The following is a 24,248-nucleotide window of genomic DNA, read 5'->3' on the forward strand; positions in this document are numbered from 1 at the left end:
GTACCTCACAATGGGCCAGAGGCGGCGGGCAACGCGCCCGAAACCATGGCATGCAATGCTCGGGGCGTCAGGGGCGGCCTGACCGGCGAGGATGGGTAGGAACAGCAGATATGGACAAGCAGCAGGAATTCGTGCTCCGCACGCTCGAGGAGCGCGACATCCGTTTCGTGAGGCTGTGGTTCACCGATGTCCTCGGGTTCCTCAAGTCCGTCGCCGTCGCACCCGCCGAGCTGGAGCAGGCCTTCGACGAGGGCATCGGCTTCGACGGCTCCGCCATCGAGGGCTTCGCGCGCGTCTACGAATCCGACATGATCGCCAAGCCGGACCCCTCCACCTTCCAGATCCTCCCCTGGCGCGCCGAGGCCCCGGGCACCGCCCGGATGTTCTGCGACATCCTGATGCCGGACGGCTCGCCGTCCTTCGCCGACCCGCGCTACGTCCTGAAGCGGATCCTCGCCAAGACCTCCGACCTGGGCTTCACCTTCTACACCCACCCGGAGATCGAGTTCTTCCTGCTGAAGAACAAGCCGCTCGACGGGACCGTCCCCACCCCCGCCGACAACTCCGGCTACTTCGACCACACCCCGCAGAACGTCGGCATGGACTTCCGCCGCCAGGCGATCACCATGCTGGAGTCGATGGGCATCTCGGTCGAGTTCAGCCACCACGAGGGTGCGCCCGGCCAGCAGGAGATCGACCTCCGCTACGCCGACGCGCTGTCGACCGCCGACAACATCATGACCTTCCGCCTGGTCATGAAGCAGGTCGCGCTGGAGCAGGGCGTCCAGGCCACCTTCATGCCGAAGCCGTTCTCGGAGTACCCCGGCTCGGGCATGCACACCCACCTCTCGCTCTTCGAGGGCGACCGCAACGCGTTCTACGAGTCGGGCTCGGAGTACCAGCTCTCCAAGGTCGGCCGCTCCTTCATCGCCGGTCTGCTCAAGCACGCCGCCGAGATCTCCGCCGTCACCAACCAGTGGGTCAACTCCTACAAGCGCATCTGGGGCGGCGGCGGCCGCACGGCGGGCGCCGGCGGCGAGGCGCCCTCGTACATCTGCTGGGGCCACAACAACCGCTCGGCCCTGATCCGCGTCCCGATGTACAAGCCGGGCAAGACCGGATCGGCGCGCGTCGAGGTCCGCTCCATCGACTCGGGCGCCAACCCGTACCTGACGTACGCCGTGCTCCTCGCGGCGGGCCTCAAGGGCATCGAGGAGGGCTACGAACTCCCGCCCGGCGCCGACGACGACGTGTGGGCGCTCTCGGACTCCGAGCGGCGCGCGATGGGCATCGAGCCGCTGCCGCAGAACCTCGGCGAGGCGATCGCGCTGATGGAGCGCAGCGAGCTGGTCGCCGAGACGCTCGGCGAGCACGTCTTCGACTTCTTCCTGCGCAACAAGAAGCAGGAGTGGGAGGAGTACCGGAGCGAGGTCACCGCCTTCGAGCTCCGCAAGAACCTCCCGGTGCTGTAGCCGCCGGAAGTACGAGAGCGGGCCCCCGGCTTCTGCCGGGGGCCCGCTCCTGTGTGGGGACGGGGTGGTTCGGTCGGGGTGGTCAGCTCACGCGGTTCCAGTGCAGCTTTCCGTCGAGGCCCACCGCGGCCACGCTTGCCGCCCCCGAGCTGTCGGTGACCAGCGCGGGGGCGCCCGCGAAGAGGTAGTTGTCCTGGGTCCAGGTGTCCGTCGCGGTGGGCGCGGTGCCCAGGTGGCCCGAGCCCGTGCGGGCGGCGAGCGTCTTGCCGGTGGCGCTCACCGGTCCGAAGCCCTTGGCGCCGCCCGCGTCGGTGACCGGGGAGTACGCGAGCGTCGCGCCGCCGGTGACCAGGGCGGTCCGTACATCTCCCGAGTCGGTCTTACGGAAGTACACCCGCACCCCGTCGCCTTCCGCGCGCGCGGTCAGCGGCAGCGTCGTCGTCGGGAGGCCGGTGCGCAGCGGGCCCTTCAGCGCGGCGCCCGGCTTCGCCTGGGTCCAGGCCGCCACCGACTTCAGGGTGGCGGCGAAGACATGGACGCGGCCCGCCTTGTCGGTGGCGACGGCGGGGTCGCCGTGCAGGTTGGCGCCGCCGATCGAGTGCCACTTGGCCCAGCCGCCGTCCGGCTGCTGGGCGCGGGCGCTGAGACCGAAGGTGCTGTTGCGCAGATAGACGGTGAGCCGGCCGCCCTTGCCCACGGCGACCGCGGGGGCGCTGATGTCGGAGGTGCCGAAGTGGTCGGCGAGCTCGGGGGTGCCGAGCGAGTGCCAGGCGCCGAAAGGACCGCCGCGGGTCTTCTGCACGGTGAGCACGACATCGCGGCGGTAGTCGGAGGGCTCGCTGCCGATCGTCGTACGCGTGCCGAAGACCGCGATCCGCCCCTTCGGGAGCATCACCGTGGAGACACCGGGGTCGATGCCGGAGCCGGGCTTCAGCGCGGGCGCCGACCACGTGCCGTCGATGCCGGGGGAGCGGTGCCAGACGGCGAGGCGCTGGTCGAGCACGCCGAAGGCGGTCAGGCTGCCGTCGGCGCCCGGCTGCAGCCAGGAGGTGGACTCGCCGCGGGTGTAGCGCACGGACTGTGTCCAGTCGTGGCTGTTGACGTGGGCCGCCACCTTGCGGTCGCCGCAACCGGCCGAGGACTTGCAGTAGTTGGAGTGGTTGTCCTTCCACGCGTACGTCTCGACGGTGCGCCGCTTGGCGGCCGCGTTCGCCGGGTCCAGCGAGTGCGCCAGATTGCCCGTGAAGTAGCCGAGGTAGTTCTGCACCGTGAAGTGCGCGTGGTGCTTGGACTTCGCGTACTGGGCGAGCGCCGCCTGGGCGAACCGCGCGGTGTACACGTGGTCCTGGTGGTCGAGCAGGCTGCCGGTCTTCTGGTTGCGCCCCGGCGTCGGGTCGAGCAGGCGTACGGCGGTCGGCTGGAAGCGCTCCAGAAGTCCGGCGATCGTCGAGACGACCTCGGGCTTGGTGTACGAGAAACGGTCCTCGACCGGGGTGTCGGAGGACAGCTGGGAGCCGAGCGTCTTCACCTCGCCGTCCCACAGTCCGTGCAGGCTGTGCGGGCGGTACGCCGCGACGCTGCCCGCCTCGTGCAACTGCACCCACACCAGACTCAGTTGAGGGCGCGTCTTGAGTACGTCGAGCTCGGCGGTGCCGCCGCCCGCGGTGGGGATCGTGGTGCGCTGCCAGGGGCTGTTGCGGTTGCCGGTCGCCATCTGCGCGTACGCCGCGCGGATGCCGTTCTGCCGGGCCTCCGCGTACTTCGCCTTGTTCGCCGCAGGGTGGTTCCCGGCGCGCTTGCCGCCCGCCATGTTGATGCCGTCGGCCTCGCCCGCGGTCAGATATACCGAGGTCACGCTGGAGTGCGAAGCGATCGCCTGGCTGACGTCGGGGTTCATGAAGTACAGGTCGTCGTCCTCGTGGGCGAGGATCTGCATCACCGACTGATGGGTGGTGCGCACCGGCTGCACGATCGGCTCGTTGGCCCTGACCGTGGGCGCGGAGGAGGTCGCAGACTCGGTCCCGATGACAGCAGCGGTTCCCGCCGCGACGGCTATGAGCAGCATGGCAAGAGGCCCATGGCGGCGGAACGATGTCATAAGGAGTGCGCCTTTGTCCTGGAACGGCGGAGAAGCCGGTATCGGTACCCGATCAGTCGTGAAGAGGGGTGATCGGCCGATTCGGTTCATCGCCTGCACCCAGCAATAGCCGTTGCCCGCGTCACCCGCCTCTCGGGGAGCCCGGCCCATGGAGGCTGTCGGACCTGGAGGCTAGGCTCGGAATCCGAAGCGTGATCCAGGGCCATGGAAGGCGGCGGCATGACGGTGCCCGGGCGCAGGAGCAGTACGTTCACCCGGCTGCTGCGGCACGGTTTCACCGACCCCTCCGCCGCCGAGCGCCTGCTCGACGCCCATGAGCTCGCTCCCGTACGGGCCGATCCGGTGCTCCTGGACGCCCTGGGTGCCACCGCCGACCCCGATCTGGCCCTGCTCGGTCTCGTACGGATCGCCGAGGCCCAGGAGCCCGACGAGCGGCGCGTCTTCTTCGACACCCTGGTCGCCGCCAAGCCGCTGCGGGACCGGCTCCTCGGGGTCCTCGGCGCCTCCGAGGCGCTGGGCGACCATCTGGCCCGCCATCCCTCGGACTGGCACGCGCTCGTGACGTACGAGACGGCCGACCTCCATCCGGGGGTCGCCGAGTTCGAGCGCGGCCTCGCAGGGGCGGACGACCCCGTCGCGCTGCGGGTCGCCTACCGGCGGTGCCTGCTGGCCATAGCGGCCCGTGATGTCTGCGGCACGACCGACGTGGCGCAGGCCGCCGCCGAGCTGGCCGACCTGGCGACCGCGACACTGCGTGCCGCCCTCGCCATCGCATCCACGGCCGCGCCCGCCGATGCCGCGCTCTGCAGGCTCGCGGTGATCGCGATGGGCAAGTGCGGCGGCCACGAGCTGAACTACGTCTCCGACGTCGATGTGATCTTCGTGGGGGAGCCGGCGGACGGCGCGGACGAGGCCAAGGCCCTGCAGGCCGCGACCCGGCTCGCGTCGCATCTGATGCGGATCTGCTCCGAGACGAACATCGAGGGCACCATCTGGCCGGTCGACGCGAACCTGCGCCCCGAGGGCCGCAACGGCCCGCTGGTGCGCTCGCTCTCCAGCCATCTGGCGTACTACCAGCGCTGGGCCAAGACCTGGGAATTCCAGGCGCTGCTCAAGGCCCGCGCCGTCGCCGGTGACGAGGAGCTGGGGGCGGAGTACATCGAGGCGGTGAATCCGCTGGTGTGGCAGGCCTCCGAGCGGGAGAACTTCGTCCCCGACGCGCAGAAGATGCGCCGCAGGGTCGTCGACAACATCCCCGCCGACCGGGTGGACCGCGAGCTGAAGCTGGGTCCCGGCGGGCTGCGGGACGTGGAGTTCGCCGTACAGCTGCTGCAGCTCGTGCACGGCCGCACCGACGCGACGCTCCACAGCGGCTCGACCCTGGAGGCGCTCGGAGCGCTGGCCGCGGGCGGTTACGTGGGGCGGGCGGACGCGGCCCAGCTGGACGAGGCGTACCGCTTCCTCCGCTCCATGGAGCACCGCATTCAGCTCTACCGGCTGCGGCGCACCCATCTCGTCCCCGAGGACGAGGCCGATCTGCGGCGCCTGGGCCGCTCGATGGGTCTGCGGGCCGAGCCGGTCACCGAGCTCAACAAGGCCTGGCGCCGTCATGCCTCCGTGGTCCGCAGGCTGCACGAGAAGCTCTTCTACCGGCCGCTCCTGGACGCCGTCGCCCAGCTGGCGCCAGGTGAGACACGGCTCAGCCCCAAGGCGGCCGGGCAGCGGCTGACCGCGCTCGGTTACGCCGACCCGGTGGCGGCCCTGCGTCATCTGGAGGCGCTCTCCTCCGGGGTCTCCCGCAAGGCGGCCATCCAGCGGACGCTGCTGCCGGTCCTGCTCGGCTGGTTCGCGGACTCCGCCGACCCGGACGCCGGGCTGCTCGGCTTCCGCAAGGTCTCCGACGCGCTCGGCAAGACCCCCTGGTATCTGCGCCTGCTCAGGGACGAGGGGGCGGCCGCGGAGAACCTCGCCCGGGTCCTCTCGGCCGGCCGCCTCGCCCCCGACCTGCTGCTCCGCGCACCCGAGGCAGTGGCGCTGCTCGGCGCCTCCGAGGGACTGAAACCGCGCGGCCGCCAGGCCCTGGAGCAGGAGGTGCTCTCGGCGGTCGGGCGTGCGGAGACGGCCGAGGGCGCGGTGGCCTCGGTGCGCGGGGTCCGGCGCCGGGAGCTTTTCCGTACGGCGGCGGGCGACCTCATCGGTTCGTACGGCACGGAGGAGAATCCAGCCGAGGAGGACCCCGGAGCCCTCGTGGACCGCGTCGGCAACGCCGTCACCGATCTGAACGCGGCCACCCTGGCCGGCGCGCTGCGCGCCGCCGTCCGCGCGGAGTGGGGAGACCTGCTCCCCACCCGTTTCGCGGTCATCGGCATGGGCCGCTTCGGCGGCCATGAGCTCGGATACGGCTCCGACGCGGACGTCCTGTTCGTCCACGAGCCGCGCGAGGGCGTGGACGAGCACGAGGCGGCGCAGGCGGCGAACAAGGTGGTCGCGGAGATGCGCAGGCTGCTCCAGATCCCCACCGCGGACCCCCCGCTGCTCATCGACGCCGACCTGCGCCCGGAGGGCAAGAGCGGTCCCGTGGTCCGCTCCCTGGCCTCGTACGCCGCCTACTACCGGCGCTGGTCGCTGGTCTGGGAGAGCCAGGCCCTGCTGCGGGCCGAGCCGATGGCGGGCGACCCCGAGCTCGGCGCACGCTTCATCGATCTGATCGACCCGCTCCGCTATCCGCCGGAGGGCATCGGCGAGGACGCGGTCCGCGAGATCCGCCGGCTCAAGGCCCGTATGGAGTCCGAGCGCCTGCCGCGCGGCGCCGACCCCACGCTCCACGCCAAGCTGGGCCGAGGCGGCCTGAGCGACGTCGAGTGGACCGTCCAGCTCCTGCAGATGCAGCACGGCTGGGCCGAGCCTGGCCTGCGCACCACCCGCACCCGCGAGGCGCTCGCCGCGGCCCATGCGGCAGGCCTGATCCCCACCGAGGACGCCCAGACCCTGGACGAGGCCTGGGTCCTCGCGACCCGGGTGCGCAACGCGGTCATGCTCGTACGGGGCCGGGCAGGCGACACCTTCCCCTCCGACGGGCGCGAACTGGGCGCCGTGGGGCGGTATTTGGGATACGAGCCCGGGCATGTCGGCGACATGCTGGACGACTACCGCCGCATCACACGCAGGGCACGCGCGGTCGTCGAGGAGCGGTTCTACGGGGGTTAGCGGCTAGCGGGGGGCCGGGAGCCGGGGGAGGCGGTGCGGGAGCGCTCCGTACCAGAGGCGGGCGACCGTGAAGCCGAAGGCCAGGCAGAGCATGCCGCCCACCGCGTCCAGCCAGAAGTGATTGGCCGTGGAGACGATCACCAGCAGGGTCGCCGTCGGGTAGAGCAGGCCCAGGATCTTCGCCCACGGCGCCTTCGCCAGGGCGAAGATGATCAGGCCGCACCAGAGGGACCAGCCGATGTGCATCGAGGGCATCGCCGCGTACTGGTTGGACATGTTCTTGAGATTGCCCGAGGCCATCGAGCCCCAGGTGTGGTGCACCAGGACCGTGTCGATGAAGTGCCCGCCGTTCATCAGGCGGGGTGGGGCCAGCGGGTAGAGGTAGTAGCCGGCGAGCGCGACGACGGTCGTGGCGAAGAGGGCGAGGCGGGCCGCCGCGTACCGCCCGGGGTGGAAGCGGAACAGCCAGACCAGGACGCCGATGGTGATGACGAAGTGCAGCGTGGCGTAGTAGTAGTTCATCCCCACGATCAGCCATGTCACCGAATTCACGGCATGGTTGATGCTCTGCTCGACGGCGATGGAGAGGTGGTTCTCGACGCTCCAGACCCAGTCGGCGTTCTTCAGAGCCTGGGACTTCTGCTCGGGAACGGCGTTGCGGATCAGCGAATACGTCCAGTAACTGACCGCGATCAGAAGGACTTCGAACCAGATCCGCGGTCGGCGGGGGGTACGCAGGCGCCCCATCAGCGTGCTGGGCCGGGCGGGTGGTGCCATTGAGCTGTGCGGGGACTCCGGGCGGCTCTCGGTGGTCTGTGCAGCAGGCTCCATGGAAATCACCATGCGGGATGGGCCCGGCTCATTGGGCCGGACTGCTTGTACGGCCGGGGGTCCGGGGGTCGTCCCCCGGGAAGACACAGCACCCATAGGGAGACAGTCTGCCAGATGCGGGGCTGCTCACAGATCATCCCTCGGTCGGGTCCGGACCGCACCCGCTCATCCCTGTGGACGAGCTCCCGCTGCTCCGGACGCAGTGGATCCCCGGACGACGAGTTCGGGCATGAACACGAATTCGCTGTGCGGTGCGGGAGTGCCGCCGACCTCTTCCAGGAGCGCCCGCACGGCCGCCTGGCCCATGGCCGTGACCGGCTGCCTGATGGTGGTCAGCGGCGGGTCGGTGAAGGCTATGAGCGGCGAGTCGTCGAAGCCGACGACCGAGATGTCACGGGGGACCTCGAAGCCGAGCTGACGGGCGGCGCGGATGGCACCGAGTGCCATCATGTCGCTGGCGCAGACCACCGCCGTACAGCCGTCCGAGATGAGCGAGCCGGCGGCGGCCTGACCGCCCTCCAGGGTGTAGAGGGAGTGCTGGATGAGCTTTTCGCTCTCGGTGGGGGAGAGGGAGAAGCGGTCCTGCATCGCCGCCTGGAAGCCCTCTATCTTGCGCAGTACGGGCACGAAGCGGCGCGGGCCGAGCGCAAGACCGATCCGGGTGTGGCCCAGCGAGGCCAGATGGGTGACGGCCAGGCGCATCGCCGCCCGGTCGTCGGGGGAGATGAAGGGCGCCTGCACTTTCGGCGAGAAGCCGTTGACCAGGACGTACGGCACGCCCTGCGCACGCAGCTGCTCGTAGCGCCGCATATCGGCGGTGGTGTCCGCGTGCAGTCCGGAGACGAAGATGATGCCCGAGACGCCGCGGTCCACGAGCATCTCGGTGAGCTCGTCCTCGGTGGAGCCGCCGGGGGTCTGGGTGGCGAGAACCGGGGTGTAGCCCTGACGGGTCAGAGCCTGGCCGATGACCTGGGCCAGGGCCGGGAAGATCGGGTTCTCGAGCTCGGGAGTTATCAGCCCGACCAGACCCGCGCTGCGCTGGCGCAGGCGGACGGGGCGCTCGTAACCCAGGACGTCGAGAGCGGCGAGTACGGATTCACGGGTGGTCGCGGCAACACCGGGCTTGCCGTTGAGGACCCGGCTCACCGTTGCTTCGCTGACCCCCGCCTGGGCAGCGATGTCGGCTAGCCGTGCGGTCACAGGGTTGGACTGTACCGGTCGCATGTCAGATTGCCCACCAGGTGCAGGATTCGCCGGGAATGCGGACATCGCCGCCTGCGAATTCGAGGTCGGAGGAGGAGAGGAGCAGCCGTCCGGGGACGGGGAGTTGGGCCGCGTGGGGTGTGGTGTTGAAGGTGCAGAGGAGGCCGGGGCGGGCGAAGGAGAGGACGCCCTCGGGGGCATCGCGCCACTCCATCCCGCCGTCTCCGAGGCCGTCGAGTTTCCGGCGCAGGGCGAGTGCGCTGCGGTAGAGCTCCAGGGTGGAGCGGGGGTCGCCGGACTGGGCCTCGACGCTGAGCTCGGAGAACGAGGCGGGCTGGGGGAGCCAGCTTCCCGCGGGCCCGAAGCCGTAACTCGGCCCCTCCTGCGTCCAGGGGATCGGGACCCTGCACCCGTCGCGCAGCCCCTCCTGGCCCTCGCTGCGGAAGAAGGACGGGTCCTGGCGGAGCTCGTCGGGGAGGTCGGTGACCTCGGGCAGTCCGAGCTCCTCGCCCTGGTAGACGTACGCGGATCCCGGCAGCGCCAGCATCAGCAGGGCGGCGGCGCGGGCCCGGTCGGGGGAGCCGTGGCGGGTGGTGTGGCGTACGACGTCGTGGTTGGAGAGGACCCAGGTGGTGGGGGCGCCGACCGCGCCCGCCGCGGCGAGGGAGCTGTCGATGACGCGGCGCATCTCGGCGGCGTCCCAAGGACACTTGAGGAAGGCGAAGTTGAAGGCCTGGTGGAGTTCGTCGGGGCGCACGTAGCGGGCGAGGCGCTCGGGGGTGTGGGCCCAGGCCTCGGCGACGCCGATGCGCTCGCCCTCGTAACCGTCGAGCAGTTGCCGCCAGGAGCGGTGGATCTCGTGGACGCCGTCCTGGTCGAAGAACGGGAGCTCCTTGCCTCCGATGAGGCGCGCCTGGTCGCGGGAGCCGACGTCGGGGAGGCCGGCCGCCTTGACCATGCCGTGTGCGACGTCGATACGGAAGCCGTCGACGCCCAGGTCGAGCCAGAAGCGCAGGACGGACTCGAACTCGGCGCGGACCTCGGGGTGGTCCCAGTTGAGGTCGGGCTGCTCGGGGGCGAAGAGGTGCAGATACCAGGAGCCGTCGGCGGTGCGCGTCCAGGCGGGCCCGCCGAAGACCGACTCCCAGTCGTTGGGCGGGAGTTCGCCGTCCTGGCCCCTGCCGGGCCTGAAGTGGTAGCGCTCGCGGGCCGGACCCCCGTCCCGGTCCGCGAGCGCGGCTCGGAACCAGGCGTGCTGGTCGGAGGTGTGGTTCGGGACGATGTCCACGATCACCCGGAGATCGAGTTCGTGGGCCCTGCGCAGGAGGTCGTCCGCATCGCCCAGGTCACCGAAGAGCGGGTCGACGGTCCGGTAGTCCGCGACGTCGTAGCCGCCGTCCGCCTGGGGGGAGGCGTAGAAGGGGGTGATCCACAGGGCGTCCACGCCGAGTCCGGCCAGATGCGGCAGCCGGTCGCGGATGCCGCGGAGATCGCCGATGCCGTCGCCGTCGCTGTCCGCGAAGGACCGCACGTACACCTGGTAGATGACGGCATCGCGCCACCATCCGGTGCGGGTGGGTGTGGCGGCGGAGGGGCGGAGCTGCTGCGGCATGGACAGTCCCTTTCCTGGGGCTTGCTTGTACGGGATCAACGCCGTTGCTGATCGAAAGTAACAGCCTTGCAAGACCTTGCGGTAGTCGTTGCGAGGCGCGCGGCAGCAGGTGGAAAGCCATTAACCCCTGTGTGACAAGGGCCGGAACGGCAACCGGTGGGACACGCTGAGGTAACGAAGACGGCCTCTTGCAGAAATCTGCCGCAAAGTCTTTCGGTCTTCTTTCAACCTTGTTACGTTCCTCGCAACCCGGCGCCGTGATGGAGCGGCACCTGTTGAAGGAGTTCACATGCGACGTGGCATAGCGGCCACCGCCCTGGTCGCGACCCTGGCGCTCGCGGCAACAGCCTGCGGCGGAGACGACAGCGGCAGCGGCAAGTCGGACGGCCCGGTCACCATCACCTGGTGGGACACGTCGAACGCGACGAACGAGGCCCCGGTGTACAAGGCCTTGATCAGCGAGTTCGAGAAGGCGAACAAGGACGTCAAGGTCAAGTACGTCAACGTTCCGTTCGACCAGGCGCAGAACAAGTTCGACACCGCCGCAGGCGCCAAGGGCGCCCCGGACGTGCTGCGCTCCGAGGTCGGCTGGACCCCCGCCTTCGCCAAGAAGGGGTACTTCCTCCCCCTCGACGGCACGGAGGCGCTGAAGGACCAGGCGCAGTTCCAGCCCAACCTGGTCAAGCAGGCGCAGTTCGACGGCAAGACCTACGGTGTCCCGCTGGTCACCGACACCCTCGCCCTCGTCTACAACAAGGCGCTCTTCGCCAAGGCCGGCATCACCGCGGCCCCCACCACGTGGGACGAGCTGAAGGCCGACGCCGCCAAGGTCCAGGACAAGGCGGGTGTCGACGGCTACTGGGGCTCCACCGCCGGTTACTACGCCCAGCCGTTCCTCTACGGCGAGGGCACCGACAAGGTCGACGCCGCGGGCAAGAAGGTCACCATCGCCGGGGCACCCGCGGTCAAGGCCTTCGACACCTGGAAGACCACCTTCGACGGCAAGGGCCTGCACAAGGCCGACGCCACCGCGGACGCCTACGCCCACATCCAGGACGCCTTCGTCAACGGCAAGGTCGCCTCGATCATCCAGGGCCCGTGGGAGATCACGAACTTCTACAAGGGCTCGGCGTTCTCCGACAAGTCCAACCTCGGCATCGCCACCGTCCCGGCCGGTTCCACGGGCAAGGCGGGCGCCCCGACCGGAGGCCACAACCTCTCCGCGTACGCCGGCTCCGACAAGGCCCACCAGGCCGCCTCGCTGAAGTTCATCAACTTCATGACCTCGGCGAAGAGCCAGGAGACCGTGGCGCTGAAGAACTCCACGCTCCCGACGCGCACGGACGCCTACACCGCCGCCGTCAAGGCCAACCCGGGCATCGCCGGCTACCAGAGCGTGCTCGCCGCCGCCCAGCCGCGCCCCGAACTGGCCGAGTACTCCTCGATGTTCACCCCGATGGACGCCGAACTGCCGAAGATCGCCACCGGCAAGGAGTCCGTCCAGGACGGTCTGAAGAAGCTCCAGGACGCCATCGCCAAGCTGGTGCCCGACTTCAGCAAGTGAGGCAGCAGCCGCCGGGCCCATGAGCGACACGGGCCCGGCGGCTCCCGTACGTACCACGCCAGTTGAACCGCAGAACCCTGGAAAAGGTGTCACGATGACCGTTGCCGTCGACGGCGCGGCCCGCAAGCGGCGCGGGCTGCTGGAGCGCTTCAAGCACTCCCTGCAGAAGCACTGGTACGCCTACGCGATGACCGCCCCCGTGGTGATCGTCCTCGGCGTGCTCGTGGGATACCCCCTGATCCAGGGCCTCTATCTCACCCTCACCGACGCCGACAGCATGAACTCCGCCCGCACCATCGGCGTCAACCACATCGCGGCCACCTACGACTTCATCGGATTCCACAACTACGCGGACATCCTCTGGGGCCCCACCGCCTGGGACCGCTTCTGGTCCCACTTCATCTGGACCGTCGTCTGGACCGCGTCCTGCGTGGTCCTGCACTACGTCATCGGGCTCGGCCTGGCCCTGCTGCTCAACCAGAAGCTGCGCGGCCGCACCTTCTACCGGATGATGCTGATCCTGCCCTGGGCGGTGCCGACCTTCGTCACCGTCTTCGCCTGGCGCATCATGCTCGCCGACTCCGGAGTCGTGAACTCCGTGCTCGGCGCGCTCCATCTGCCGCAGCCCGCCTGGCTGGAGGACACCCTCTTCCAGCGCATCGCCGCGATCCTGGTCAATGTGTGGGTCGGCGTGCCCTTCATGATGGTCTCGCTGCTCGGCGGCCTCCAGTCGATCCCCTCCGAGCTGTACGAAGCGGCCGAGATGGACGGTGCGAGTGCCTGGCAGCGCTTCCGCAACGTCACCGTGCCCGGACTGCGCTCGGTCAGCTCGACCGTCGTCCTGCTCGGCATCATCTGGACGTTCAACCAGTTCAACATCATCTTCCTGCTGTTCGGCAACAACGCCCCCGACGCCCAGATCCTCGTCACCTGGGCCTACCGCCTGGGCTTCGGCCAACAGCCGCGCGACTACGCCCAGTCGGCGACGTACGGCGTGCTCCTGCTCTCGATCCTGATCGTCTTCACCGCCTTCTACCGCCGCTGGCTCGCTCGCAACGAGCAGGCCATCGGCTGACCCCTCCACCCCGGACTTGAAGGCAGGAACGACGACATGACGACGACCACCAGCACCGAGACCCCGGCGGCGCAGCAGCCCGCCCCCGGCTCCACCCCCGGCCGCCGCCCGCAGCGCCGCGGCACGATGACCACCAGGACCAGGGTCCTCTCCCATTTCGCCCTGTCGATCGCGAGCATCATCGCGGTCTTCCCGATCGGCTGGCTGGTCTACCTCTCGCTCGGCCCCGACAAGGACGACTACCTCCACCCGGGCCGCATCCTCTCCAAGGTGTCCTTCTCGAACTACTCGTTCGTCATGGAGCACACCCAGTTCTTCACCTGGCTCGGCAACACCGCACTCGTCGCCGGCGCCACCTGCGTGATCGGCGTCTTCATCGCGGCCAGCACCGGCTATGCCGTCTCCCGGATGCGCTTCCCCGGCTACAAGAAGCTGATGTGGGTGCTGCTCGTCACCCAGATGTTCCCGGTCGCCGTCCTCATCGTGCCGATGTACGTGATCCTCGCCGACCTGGGCCTCATCGACACCTACGGCGCCCTGATCCTGGTCTACTGCTCGACCGCCGTGCCGTACTGCGCCTGGCTGCTCAAGGGGTACTTCGACACGATCCCGTACGAGATCGACGAGGCCGGCCGCGTCGACGGACTGACCCCCTTCGGCACCTTCTGGCGGCTCATCCTGCCGCTGGCCCGTCCGGGCCTGGCGGTCGCCGCCTTCTACACCTGCCTCACCGCGTGGGGCGAGTACGCCTTCGCCTCCACCTTCATGCTCGACGACGGCAAGTACACCCTGGCCGTCGGCCTCTCCAGCTTCGTCAGCGAGCACGACGCGCAGTGGAACCTCATGGCGGCCACCGCTGTGCTCATCGCCATCCCCGTCTCCGCCGTCTTCTACCTGGTGCAGAAGCACCTGGTGACAGGCCTGACGGCGGGCGGCACCAAGGGCTGAGCCCGGCCCGCACCTCCCGCACGCGTTCCTTCCGTACCCCTTTCACCCAGACCCACAGGGATGTCATGACCCAGCACCTCGCTGCTCCCACCGACCACTCCTCCGCCGGAAACCTCACCGGCTGGTGGCGGGACGCGGTGATCTACCAGGTCTATCCGCGCAGCTTCGCCGACGCCAACGGCGACGGCATGGGCGACCTCGAAGGCGTACGCAGCAGGCTTCCTTACCTGCGCGACCTCGGCGTCGACGCCGTCTGGCTGTCCCCCTTCTACGCGTCGCCGCAGGCCGACGCCGGCTACGACGTCGCCGACTACCGGGCCATCGACCCGATGTTCGGCACGCTGCTCGACGCCGACGCGATGATCCGCGACGCCCACGACCTGGGCCTGCGCATCATCGTCGACGTCGTGCCCAACCACACCTCGGACCAGTACGAGTGGTTCAAGCGCGCCATCGCGGACGGCCCCGGATCCCCGCTGCGCGCCCGCTACCACTTCCGCGAGGGACTCGGCGCGAACGGTGAACTCCCGCCCAACGACTGGGAGTCCATCTTCGGCGGGCCCGCCTGGACGCGCGTCGCCGACGGCCAGTGGTACCTCCACCTCTTCGCGCCCGAGCAGCCCGACCTCAACTGGGAACACCCCGCCGTCGCGGACGAGTTCCGCTCGATCCTGCGCTTCTGGCTCGACATGGGCGTCGACGGATTCCGTATCGACGTCGCCCACGGCCTGGTCAAGGCGGAGGGGCTGCCGAGCCTCGGCTCCCACGACCAGCTGAAACTGCTCGGCAGCAGTGACGATGGCCTGCCGTTCTTCGACCAGGACGGCGTCCACGAGATCTACCGCTCCTGGCGCACGATCCTCGACGAGTACCCGGGCGAGCGCATCGCCGTGGCCGAGGCATGGACCCCGACCGTCGAGCGCACCGCCAACTACGTGCGCCCCGACGAGCTGCACCAGGCCTTCAACTTCCAGTACCTGGGCACCCCCTGGGACGCCGCGAAGCTCCGCGAGTGCATCGACACCTCGCTCGCCGCGATGAAGCCGGTCGGCGCCCCCGCCACCTGGGTCCTCTCCAACCACGACGTCACCCGGCACGCGACGCGCTTCGCCAACCCGCCCGCCGGCACCCAGATCCGCACCCCGGGAGACCGCGAGCTCGGTCTGCGGCGCGCCCGCGCGGCGACGCTGCTGATGCTGGCGCTGCCCGGGTCCGCGTACGTCTACCAGGGCGAGGAGCTCGGCCTGCCCGACGTCACCGACCTGCCCGACGAGGTCCGCCAGGACCCGTCGTACTTCCGGGCACAGGGCCAGGACGGCTTCCGCGACGGCTGCAGGGTGCCGATCCCGTGGACCGCCGAAGGGTCCTCGTACGGCTTCGGCAGCGGCGGCAGCTGGCTCCCGCAGCCCGCGTCGTGGGCCGGCCTCTCCGTCGAGGCGCAGACCGGCGACCCGGACTCCACGCTGGAGCTCTACCGCAGCGCGCTCGCCGTGCGCCGCGAGCAGCCGGGACTCGGCGCGGGCGAGGCGGTCGAGTGGCGCGACGCCCCCGAGGGCGTGCTGGTCTTCGCCCGCGAAGGGTTCGTCTGCACCGTCAACACGACGGGCGCGGCCGTACGTCTGCCCTCGCCCGGCCGGATGCTGCTCGCCAGCACCGAAGTCACCGCCGAGGGCGAGGAGTTCGTACTTCCGGCGGACACCACGGTGTGGTGGGCGGTGTGACCCTCGCACCCCGGCTCTCGCACATCGCCGCGCAGGCCTCGGTCAGCGAGGCGACGGTCAGCCGGGTCCTGAACGGCAAGCCGGGCGTCGCGGACACCACGCGCCAGCGGGTGCTCGCGGCGCTCGACGTGCTGGGGTACGAGCGCCCGGTGCGGCTGCGGCAGCGCAGTGCGGGACTGATCGGGCTGGTGACGCCCGAGCTCACCAACCCGATCTTCCCGGCGTTCGCGCAGGTCGTGGAGCAGGTGCTTGCCGGGCACGGGTACACCCCGGTCCTGTGCACCCAGATGCCCGGCGGTGCGACCGAGGACGAGCTGGTGGAGCAGCTGGTGGAGCGCGGGGTCGGCGGGATCGTCTTCCTGTCGGGCCTGCACGCGGACACCTCGTCGGACCCCTCGCGGTACGCCTCGCTCACCGAGCGCGGCGTGCCGTTCGTCCTGATCAACGGCTACAACGAGCGCATCAGCGCCCCCTTCGTATCGCCGGACGACCACGCGGCGATGCGGATGGCCGTACGCCATCTCACCGACCTGGGCCACCAGCGGCTCGGGCTCGCGGTCGGACCCCTGCGGTACGTACCGTCGCGCCGCAAGCAGGAGGGGTTCCTGGAGGCGGTGGGGGAGGGGCAGTCGGGTCTCGTGCAGAGCACCCTCTTCAGCGTCGAGGGCGGTCAGGTGGCCGCCGGTGCGCTCCTCGACCAGGGATGCACGGGCATCGTCTGCGGCAGCGACATGATGGCCCTCGGGGTCATAAGGGCCGCCAGGGAAAGGGGACTTGATGTCCCCGGCGACCTCTCGGTCGTGGGCTTCGACGACTCGCAGCTGATCGCGTTCACCGACCCGCCGCTGACGACGGTGCGCCAGCCCGTCCAGGCGATGGCGACCGCGGCGGTCGGCGCGCTCCTGGAGGAGATCGGCGGAAACCCCGTACAGCGCACGGAGTTCGTCTTCCAGCCGGAGCTGGTGGTGCGGGGCTCGACGGCCCAGGCGCGTTGACCGGCGCAGGCCCTGGTGGACGCAGCGGCTTCGAACTGCCCGCGCCCGCACGGCTTTTGAGCGCTCTCTGAGATGACGGGAGACCCGGGGCCTGCCCAGGCTGGGCGGTGGCGGGGAGGTGGCCCCGGGTCTCTCACGCGTGAGCTGAACCTAACATCTCTGCAATCTCTTGCGGAAGGTCTTTCCTGCGCGGAAAACTCTTTGTTTCCCCCGGGTAAACCCGTCATGCCCAAAGGGTTGACCGTGACTTGAGGGGCTCGTACGGTCTGCCTCGCAGCAAGAGCTTGCAGTCTTGCAGCAAGAACATTCATAGCTGCCTCCCCCCACGTGCAGGAGGAAACATGGCAAGCAGTGCCCCTCGCAGATCCCTCGCCGCCGCGCTGGCCCTCACCGCGTCCGCCGCGCTGTCCGTGGTCGCCGGCTCGGCGCCCGCACACGCCGCCCCCACCGGCGACAAGGACGTCACAGCCGTCCTTTTTGAATGGAAGTTCGACTCGGTCGCGAAGGCGTGCACCGATCAACTCGGACCGGCCGGCTACGGGTTCGTCCAGGTCTCACCGCCCCAGGAGCACATTCAGGGGAGCCAGTGGTGGACCTCGTACCAGCCCGTCAGCTACAAGATCGCGGGCCGGCTCGGCGACCGTACGAGCTTCGCCACCATGGTCGCCGCCTGCCATGCGGCGGGCGTGAAGGTCGTCGCGGACTCGGTCATCAATCACATGACGTCGGGGTCGGGCACCGGGACGGGCGGGACTTCGTACAGCAAGTACAACTACCCCGGGGTCTACTCGGCGGCCGACATGGACGACTGCACCGCGGCGATCTCCAACTACCAGGACCGGGCGAACGTACAGAACTGCGAGCTCGTCGGTCTCGCTGACCTGGACACCGGTGAGGAGTACGTCCGCGGGAAGATAGCGGGCTATCTGAACGACCTGCTCTCGCTCGGCGTCGACGGATTCAGGATCGACGCCGCCAAGCACATGCCCGAGGCCGACCTCGCCAACATCAAGTCGCGCCTGACGAACAGCGGTGTGTACTGGAAGCAGGAGGCGATCTACGGGGCCGGCGAGGCCGTGTCGCCGAGCGAGTACACCGGCACCGGTGACGTGCAGGAATTCCGGTACGGGCGGAGCCTGAAGGACGTCTTCAACAACCAGAACCTGGCCTATCTGAAGAACTTCGGCGAGGGCTGGAGCTTCATGCCGAGCGGCACCTCCGCCGTCTTCGTCGACAACCACGACACCGAGCGCGGCGGCGACACCCTCAACTACAAGGACGGCGCCAACTACACCCTGGCGAATGTCTTCATGCTGGCCTACCCCTATGGGTCGCCCGACATCAACTCGGGTTACGAGTGGACCGACAAGGACGCGGGTCCGCCCAACGGCGGCACGGTCAACGCCTGTTACAGCGACGGGTGGAAGTGCCAGCACGCCTGGACCGAGATCGCCTCGATGGTCGGCTTCCGCAACGCCGCGCGCGGGCAGGCCGTCACCGACTGGTGGGACAACGGCGGGGACGCCATCGCCTTCGGGCGGGGATCCAAGGCGTACGTCGCCATCAACCACGAGTCGTCCGCGCTGACCCGCACCTTCCAGACGTCCCTGGCCGCCGGTGACTACTGCAACGTGCAGAACAACACCGCGGTGACGGTCAACGGCTCGGGTCAGTTCACCGCCACGCTCGCTGCCAACACGGCGCTCGCGCTTCAGGTCAACGCCCGTACCTGTGGGTCGGGTTCGGGCGGCAACCCGGGTGGCGGCGACACCACCGCCTCGGGCGCGTCCTTCGCCGTGAACGCCACCACCGTCCTCGGCGAGAACATCTACGTCACGGGAGACCAGTCGGCGCTGGGCAGCTGGAACACCGGCAGCGCCCTCAAGCTCGACCCGGCGAGCTACCCCGTGTGGAAGCTCGATGTCGCGCTGCCCGCCGGCACGTCCTTCTCGTACAAGTACATCCGCAAGAACGCCGCGGGCTCCGTCACCTGGGAGAGCGGCGCCAATCGCACCGCCGTCGTCCCGGCGAGCGGGAAAGTCGCCCTGAGCGACACCTGGCGCAGCTGAACCCCTCCCTTCTGTCTGTCTCTTCCGCATCACCGAGGAGTCCCCGTGAAATCCCTGCGAAGAACGGCTGTCGCCGTCGCCGCCGCCCTGTGCGCGGCGCTCGTGCCGGCGCTGCCGGTCGCCGCCGCGGCGAAGGCACCCGCACCGCCTTCCGACGGCGCGCTCGCCTCCGTACCGGCGCGCAACGACCTGACGAAAGAGCAGTTCTACTTCGTCATGCCGGACCGTTTCGCCAACGGGGACTCCTCCAACGACCGCGGTGGGCTGACCGGTTCGCGTCTGCAGACCGGGTACGACCCCACGGACAAGGGGTTCTACCAGGGCGGTGACCTGAAGGGCCTGACGCAGAAGCTCGACTACATCAAGGGGCTCGGCACCACCTCCATCTGGATGGCGCCGATCTTCAAGAACAAGGCCGTGCAGGGCGCCGGGGCCGACGCCTCGGCCGGCTATCACGGCTACTGGATCACCGACTTCACCCAGGTCGACCCGCACTTCGGCACCAACGCCGACCTGGAGAAACTGATCGACAAGGCCCACGACAAGGGCATGAAGGTCTTCTTCGACGTCATCACCAACCACACCGCCGATGTCGTCGACTACGAGGAGAAGTCCTACGACTACCTCTCCAAGGGCGCCTTCCCGTATGTGACGAAGGACGGGGTGCCCTTCGACGACTCGGACTACTCGGACGGCACGAAGAAGTTCCCCGCCGTCGACGCGTCCTCCTTCCCGTACTCCCCGACGGTCCCCGCCGCCGAGAAGAACGTGAAGAAGCCGTCCTGGCTCAACGACCCGACGATGTACCACAACCGGGGCAACTCCACCTACGCCGGAGAATCCGCCGACCAGGGCGACTTCGGCGGCCTCGACGACCTGTGGACCGAGCGTCCAGAGGTCGTGCAGGGCATGGAGAAGATCTACGAGAAGTGGGTCAAGGACTTCGACATCGACGGCTTCCGGATCGACACGGTCAAGCACGTCGACATGGACTTCTGGACGCAGTGGGCGACCGCGCTGGACGCGTACGCCGCCCAGCGGGGCCGCAGTGACTTCTTCATGTTCGGCGAGGTCTACTCCGCCGACCCGAAGATCACTTCCCCGTACGTCACCCAGGGCCGCCTCGACGCGACCCTCGACTTCCCCTTCCAGGACGCGGCCCGCCAGTACGCATCGCAGGGCGCGCCCGCCTCGAAGCTCGCGGACGTCTTCGCGCAGGACTACCGGTACACCACCGACAAGGCGAACGCGTACGAGCAGGTCACCTTCACCGGCAACCACGACATGGGCCGCCTCGGGTACTTCCTCAAGGCCGACAACCCGAAGGCGGGCGACGCGGAGCTGGTGCAGCGCGACAAGCTCGCCAACCAGCTGATGTTCCTGTCGCGCGGCAACGCGGTCGTCTACTACGGCGACGAGCAGGGCTTCACCGGATCGGGCGGCGACAAGGACGCCCGCCAGCCGATGTTCGCCTCGAAGACCGCCGACTACCTGGACGACGACGAGCTGGGCACGGCCCGCACCGCGGCCTCGGACGCGTACGACTCAAGTGCGGTGCTCTACAAGGAGATCGCCGCTCTCTCCGCGCTGCGCAAGGCCAACCCCGCGCTCACGGGCGGCGTGCAGACGGAGCGGTACGCCAAGGACTCGGTGTACGCCTTCTCCCGTACGGACGCCAGGAGCGGCGCCGACTACCTCGTGGCGGTCAACAACGCCACCGAGGCCAAGACCGTCCAGGTCCCGGCCTCCGTCGCATCCGCGCACTACCGCGCCCTGTACGGCACGAAGACCGCCGTCACCACCGGCGCCGACGCGAAGACGACCCTCACCGTCCCCGCCCTGTCCTCGGTCGTCTACAAGGCGGACGCCCCCGTCGCGACCGCCGCCGCCAAGCCCTCCCTCACCCTGACCGCCCCCGCCGCCGGAGCCACCGGCACGGTCGAGGTCTCCGCCGATGTCACGGGCAGCGGGCTGCAGCGCGTCGTCTTCGCCGCCCAGGTCGGCAACGGCCGCTGGCAGACCCTCGGCTCCGCCGACCACGCCCCGTACAAGGTCACCCAGTCGGTGGACACGGCCGCCGGAACCGCCCTGCGCTACAAGGCGGTTGTCGTCGACCGGGCAGGCCGCACGGCCTCCGCCACGGCCGAGACCGTCGCGGGAGCGACCCCCGCCGCCGAGACGCCGACCGCCACCCAGCGCGACTACGCGATCGTCCACTACAAGCGCCCCGCCGGTGACTACACCGACTGGCGGCTCTACGCCTGGGGCGACCTCGCCGACGGCGAGGCGACCACCTGGCCCGAGGGGCACGGCTTCACCGGCCGTGACGCGTACGGATCCTTCGCGTACGTCAAGCTCAAGCCCGGCGCCTCCACGGTGAACTTCCTGGTCATCGACAAGGACGGCACCAAGGACGTCTCGACCGACCGTTCCATCGACGTCACTAAATCCGGCGAGGTCTGGCTGGAGCAGGGCAAGGAGACGGTCACCACCACCCGCCCCGACTACCCGGCGCAGGACACCGCCAAGGCCGTCGTCCACTACCACCGCGCCGACGGCACGTACGACGGCTGGGGACTCCACACCTGGACGGGCGCGGCAGCCCCCACCGACTGGTCCAAGCCCCTTGAGCCGACGAGCATCGACTCCTACGGTGCGGTGTATGAGGTGCCCCTCGCCGCAGGTGCCACGTCCCTCAGCTACATCATCCACAACGGTGACGCGAAGGACCTGCCCACCGACCAGTCCCTGGACCTCAAGGCCAACGGCAACGAGGTGTGGCTGTTGAACGCCACGGAGAAGTACCTCCTGCCGCAGCCGGCCGGGAGCGCCGCCGCACTCGACCTGACCACCTCCAAGGCGGTCTGGATCGACGCGGACACCGTCGCGTTCCAGGGCAGCGACGCCGCCGCATCCACCCAGCTCCTCTCCTCGCAGGACGGCTCGATCGCCGTCACCGACGGGACCCTGACGGGCGCGGCGCAGTGGCTGCGGCTGAACAAGGGTGCGCTCACCGACGCGCAGAAGGCGAAGTTCCCGCAGCTCGCCAAGTACACCGCCTTCACCGTCGACGTAGGGGACCGCAGCCGCGTCAAGGACGCCCTGCGCGGCCAGTTGGTGCTCTCCCAGCGTGCGGCGAACGGTGCGGTCCTGTCCGCGACGGGGGTGCAGATCGCGGGCGTACTCGACGATCTGTACGCCAACGACGCCGCACTCGGCACGACCTTCGGCCACACGGGCGCCCCCACCCTCCGGGTCTGGGCACCCACCGCACAGAGCGTCTGCCTGCTCCTGGACGGCAAGCGCGTCGCCATGCGGCGCGACGCGGCGACCGGCAACTGGTCGGTCACCGGCAAGAAGTCCTGGCTGGGAAGCAAGTATCTCTACGAGGTGAAGGTCTGGGCCCCGACCGTCCGTAAGATCGTCACCAACCAGGTCACCGACCCCTATTCGGTCGCCCTGACCACCGACTCCAAGCAGAGCATCATCGCGGACCTGGACGCCAAGTCCCTTGCCCCGTCCGGCTGGTCGACCCTGAAGAAGCCGGCCGCCGTACCGCTCAAGGACGCCGCGATCCAGGAGCTGCAGATCCGCGACTTCTCCGTCGCGGACCCCACCTCCCGGCACCCCGGTGAGTATCTGGCCTTCACCGACACCAGCTCCGACGGCATGAAGCACCTCAAGCAGCTCGCGCAGTCCGGCACCTCCTACGTCCACCTCCTCCCGGCCTTCGACATCGGCACCATCCCCGAGAAGAAGTCCGACCAGCAGACCCCCTCATGTGATCTCAAGGTCTACGCACCCGACTCCGGGAAGCAGCAGGAGTGCGTGGCAGTGGCCGCCGCCAAGGACGCGTACAACTGGGGCTACGACCCGCTGCACTACACCGTCCCCGAGGGTTCGTACGCCTCGGACCCCGAGGGCACCCGGCGCACGGTCGAATTCCGGCAGATGGTCCAGGGCATCAACGGCGCGGGGCTGCGCACCGTCATGGACGTCGTCTACAACCACACGGTCGCCGCCGGCCAGGACGGCAAGTCCGTACTCGACCGGATCGTGCCCGGCTACTACCAGCGCCTCCTCGCCGACGGTTCCGTGGCGACCTCCACCTGCTGCGCCAACACCGCGCCCGAGAACGCCATGATGGGCAGGCTCGTCGTCGACTCGATCGTCACCTGGGCCAAGGAGTACAAGGTCGACGGGTTCCGCTTCGACCTGATGGGCCACCACCCCAAGGCCAACATCCTGGCCGTACGCAAGGCGCTCGACGCGCTGACCCCCGCCAAGGACGGCGTGGACGGGAAGAAGATCATCCTCTACGGAGAGGGCTGGAACTTCGGCGAGGTCGCCGACGACGCCCGCTTCGTCCAGGCCACCCAGAAGAACATGGCCGGAACCGGCATCGCGACCTTCTCCGACCGCGCCCGCGACGCGATCCGCGGCGGCAGCCCCTTCGACGCCGACCCCGGCGTCCAGGGATTCGCCAGCGGCCTCTACACCGACCCCAACTCCTCGACCGCCAACGGTACGTCGGCCGAGCAGAAGGCCCGCCTCCTGCACTACCAGGACCTGATCAAGATCGGCCTCACCGGCAACCTCGCCGGCTACACCTTCACCGACACCTCGGGCCGCACCGTCAAGGGCTCCGACGTCGACTACAACGGCGCCCCCGCCGGATACGCGGCCGCCCCCGGCGACGCGCTCTCCTACGCGGACGCCCACGACAACGAATCCCTCTACGACGCCCTCGCCTACAAACTGCCCGCCGCGACCCCGGCCGCCGACCGGGCCCGTATGCAGGTACTCGCCATGGCGACCGCGGCCCTCTCCCAGGGGCCCTCGCTCTCCCAGGCGGGCACCGACCTGCTGCGCTCCAAGTCGCTCGACCGCAACTCCTTCGACAGCGGTGACTGGTTCAACGCCATCCACTGGGACTGCCGCAGCGGCAACGGCTTCGGACGCGGGCTTCCGCCCGCCGCCGACAACGAGGCCAAATGGCCTTACGCCAAGCCCCTGTTGACCGGCATCAAGCCCGCCGACTGCTCCACCATCACCCCGACCACCGCGGCGTACCAGGATCTGCTGAAGATCCGCACCACCGACCCGGCCTTCGACCTCTCCACCACCGCCCAGGTGCAGTCCGCGCTCTCCTTCCCGCTCTCCGGCAAGGACGAGACCCCGGGCGTCATCACCATGCGCCTGGGTGACCTGGTCGTCGTCATCAACGCGGCCCCGTCCGCGCGGACCCAGAAGGTCGCCGCACTGGCCGGGACGGCGTACGCGCTGCATCCCGTCCAGGCCGCGGGCGCGGACAGTACCGTCAAATCGGCCTCGTACGAAAGGAATTCGGGAAGCTTTACCGTTCCTGCGCGGACCGTCGCCGTCTTCGCACGACGCTGACGCGGCCCGGACGCTACGGTGATGACCAGCTCATCACGGCGGGGTCCGGGCAC

13 protein-coding genes are annotated in these 24,248 nt (G+C 69.5%); 9 read left to right on the forward strand and 4 right to left on the reverse strand.

Features of this window, described 5'->3' with window-relative positions:
* Positions 1-110: 110 nt before the first annotated feature.
* Positions 111-1,472 carry a glutamine synthetase family protein gene (locus AB0H78_RS27700; protein WP_363237326.1) on the forward strand — a complete coding sequence of 454 codons (1,362 nt, stop codon included), beginning with the start codon at positions 111-113 and terminating at the stop codon, positions 1,470-1,472.
* Between the two features lie 82 nt (positions 1,473-1,554).
* On the opposite strand, the gene AB0H78_RS27705 is transcribed toward AB0H78_RS27700, so the two are convergent.
* Complete coding sequence (locus AB0H78_RS27705; protein WP_363237327.1) at positions 1,555-3,570, reverse strand: PIG-L family deacetylase; 2,016 nt, start codon at positions 3,568-3,570, stop codon at positions 1,555-1,557.
* Between the two features lie 219 nt (positions 3,571-3,789).
* Between AB0H78_RS27705 and AB0H78_RS27710 the strand changes: the two genes are divergently transcribed.
* The gene (locus AB0H78_RS27710; RefSeq protein WP_363237328.1) at positions 3,790-6,777 is read left to right on the forward strand and encodes a bifunctional [glutamine synthetase] adenylyltransferase/[glutamine synthetase]-adenylyl-L-tyrosine phosphorylase; all 2,988 of its coding nucleotides are present in this window, start codon (positions 3,790-3,792) and stop codon (positions 6,775-6,777) included.
* Between the two features lie 3 nt (positions 6,778-6,780).
* Here AB0H78_RS27710 and AB0H78_RS27715 read toward each other — a convergent pair whose 3' ends face one another.
* The 3 genes from AB0H78_RS27715 to AB0H78_RS27725 form a co-directional block, all read right to left on the reverse strand.
* Positions 6,781-7,554, reverse strand: a complete 774-nt coding sequence (locus AB0H78_RS27715) for a phosphatase PAP2 family protein (RefSeq protein ID WP_363237420.1) — start codon at positions 7,552-7,554, stop codon at positions 6,781-6,783.
* Positions 7,555-7,773: 219 nt separating this feature from the next.
* Positions 7,774-8,808, reverse strand: a complete 1,035-nt coding sequence (locus AB0H78_RS27720) for a LacI family DNA-binding transcriptional regulator (protein WP_363237330.1) — start codon at positions 8,806-8,808, stop codon at positions 7,774-7,776.
* 25 nt (positions 8,809-8,833) lie between these two features.
* Complete coding sequence (locus tag AB0H78_RS27725; protein ID WP_363237331.1) at positions 8,834-10,423, reverse strand: glycoside hydrolase family 13 protein; 1,590 nt, start codon at positions 10,421-10,423, stop codon at positions 8,834-8,836.
* A 289-nt stretch (positions 10,424-10,712) separates the two neighbouring features.
* Here AB0H78_RS27725 and AB0H78_RS27730 point away from each other — a divergent pair, with 289 nt between their 5' ends.
* The 7 genes from AB0H78_RS27730 (at position 10,713) to pulA (ending at position 24,195) form a co-directional block, all read left to right on the forward strand.
* Entirely contained in the window at positions 10,713-11,987 is a 1,275-nt protein-coding gene (locus AB0H78_RS27730) for an extracellular solute-binding protein (RefSeq protein ID WP_363237332.1), read from the forward strand.
* Positions 11,988-12,081: 94 nt separating this feature from the next.
* Positions 12,082-13,062: a sugar ABC transporter permease gene (locus AB0H78_RS27735; RefSeq protein ID WP_363237333.1), complete on the forward strand. Its 981-nt coding sequence runs from the start codon at positions 12,082-12,084 to the stop codon at positions 13,060-13,062.
* Between the two features lie 36 nt (positions 13,063-13,098).
* Positions 13,099-14,010: a sugar ABC transporter permease gene (locus AB0H78_RS27740; protein ID WP_363237334.1), complete on the forward strand. Its 912-nt coding sequence runs from the start codon at positions 13,099-13,101 to the stop codon at positions 14,008-14,010.
* A gap of 65 nt (positions 14,011-14,075) precedes the next feature.
* The gene (locus AB0H78_RS27745; RefSeq protein WP_363237335.1) at positions 14,076-15,731 is read left to right on the forward strand and encodes a glycoside hydrolase family 13 protein; all 1,656 of its coding nucleotides are present in this window, start codon (positions 14,076-14,078) and stop codon (positions 15,729-15,731) included.
* The gene (locus AB0H78_RS27750; RefSeq protein WP_363237336.1) at positions 15,728-16,726 is read left to right on the forward strand and encodes a LacI family DNA-binding transcriptional regulator; all 999 of its coding nucleotides are present in this window, start codon (positions 15,728-15,730) and stop codon (positions 16,724-16,726) included. The genes AB0H78_RS27745 and AB0H78_RS27750 overlap by 4 nt, the downstream gene beginning before the upstream one ends.
* A 341-nt stretch (positions 16,727-17,067) precedes the next feature.
* Positions 17,068-18,795, forward strand: coding sequence for a carbohydrate-binding module family 20 domain-containing protein (locus AB0H78_RS27755; protein WP_363237337.1), 1,728 nt, complete (start codon positions 17,068-17,070; stop codon positions 18,793-18,795).
* A gap of 45 nt (positions 18,796-18,840) precedes the next feature.
* Positions 18,841-24,195 (forward strand): pullulanase-type alpha-1,6-glucosidase, encoded by a 5,355-nt coding sequence (gene pulA, locus AB0H78_RS27760; protein WP_363237338.1) that lies wholly within the window; start codon positions 18,841-18,843, stop codon positions 24,193-24,195.
* Positions 24,196-24,248: the final 53 nt, after the last annotated feature.

The organism is Streptomyces sp. NPDC050738 (assembly GCF_040654175.1).
In the GTDB taxonomy this organism is placed as follows: domain Bacteria; phylum Actinomycetota; class Actinomycetes; order Streptomycetales; family Streptomycetaceae; genus Streptomyces.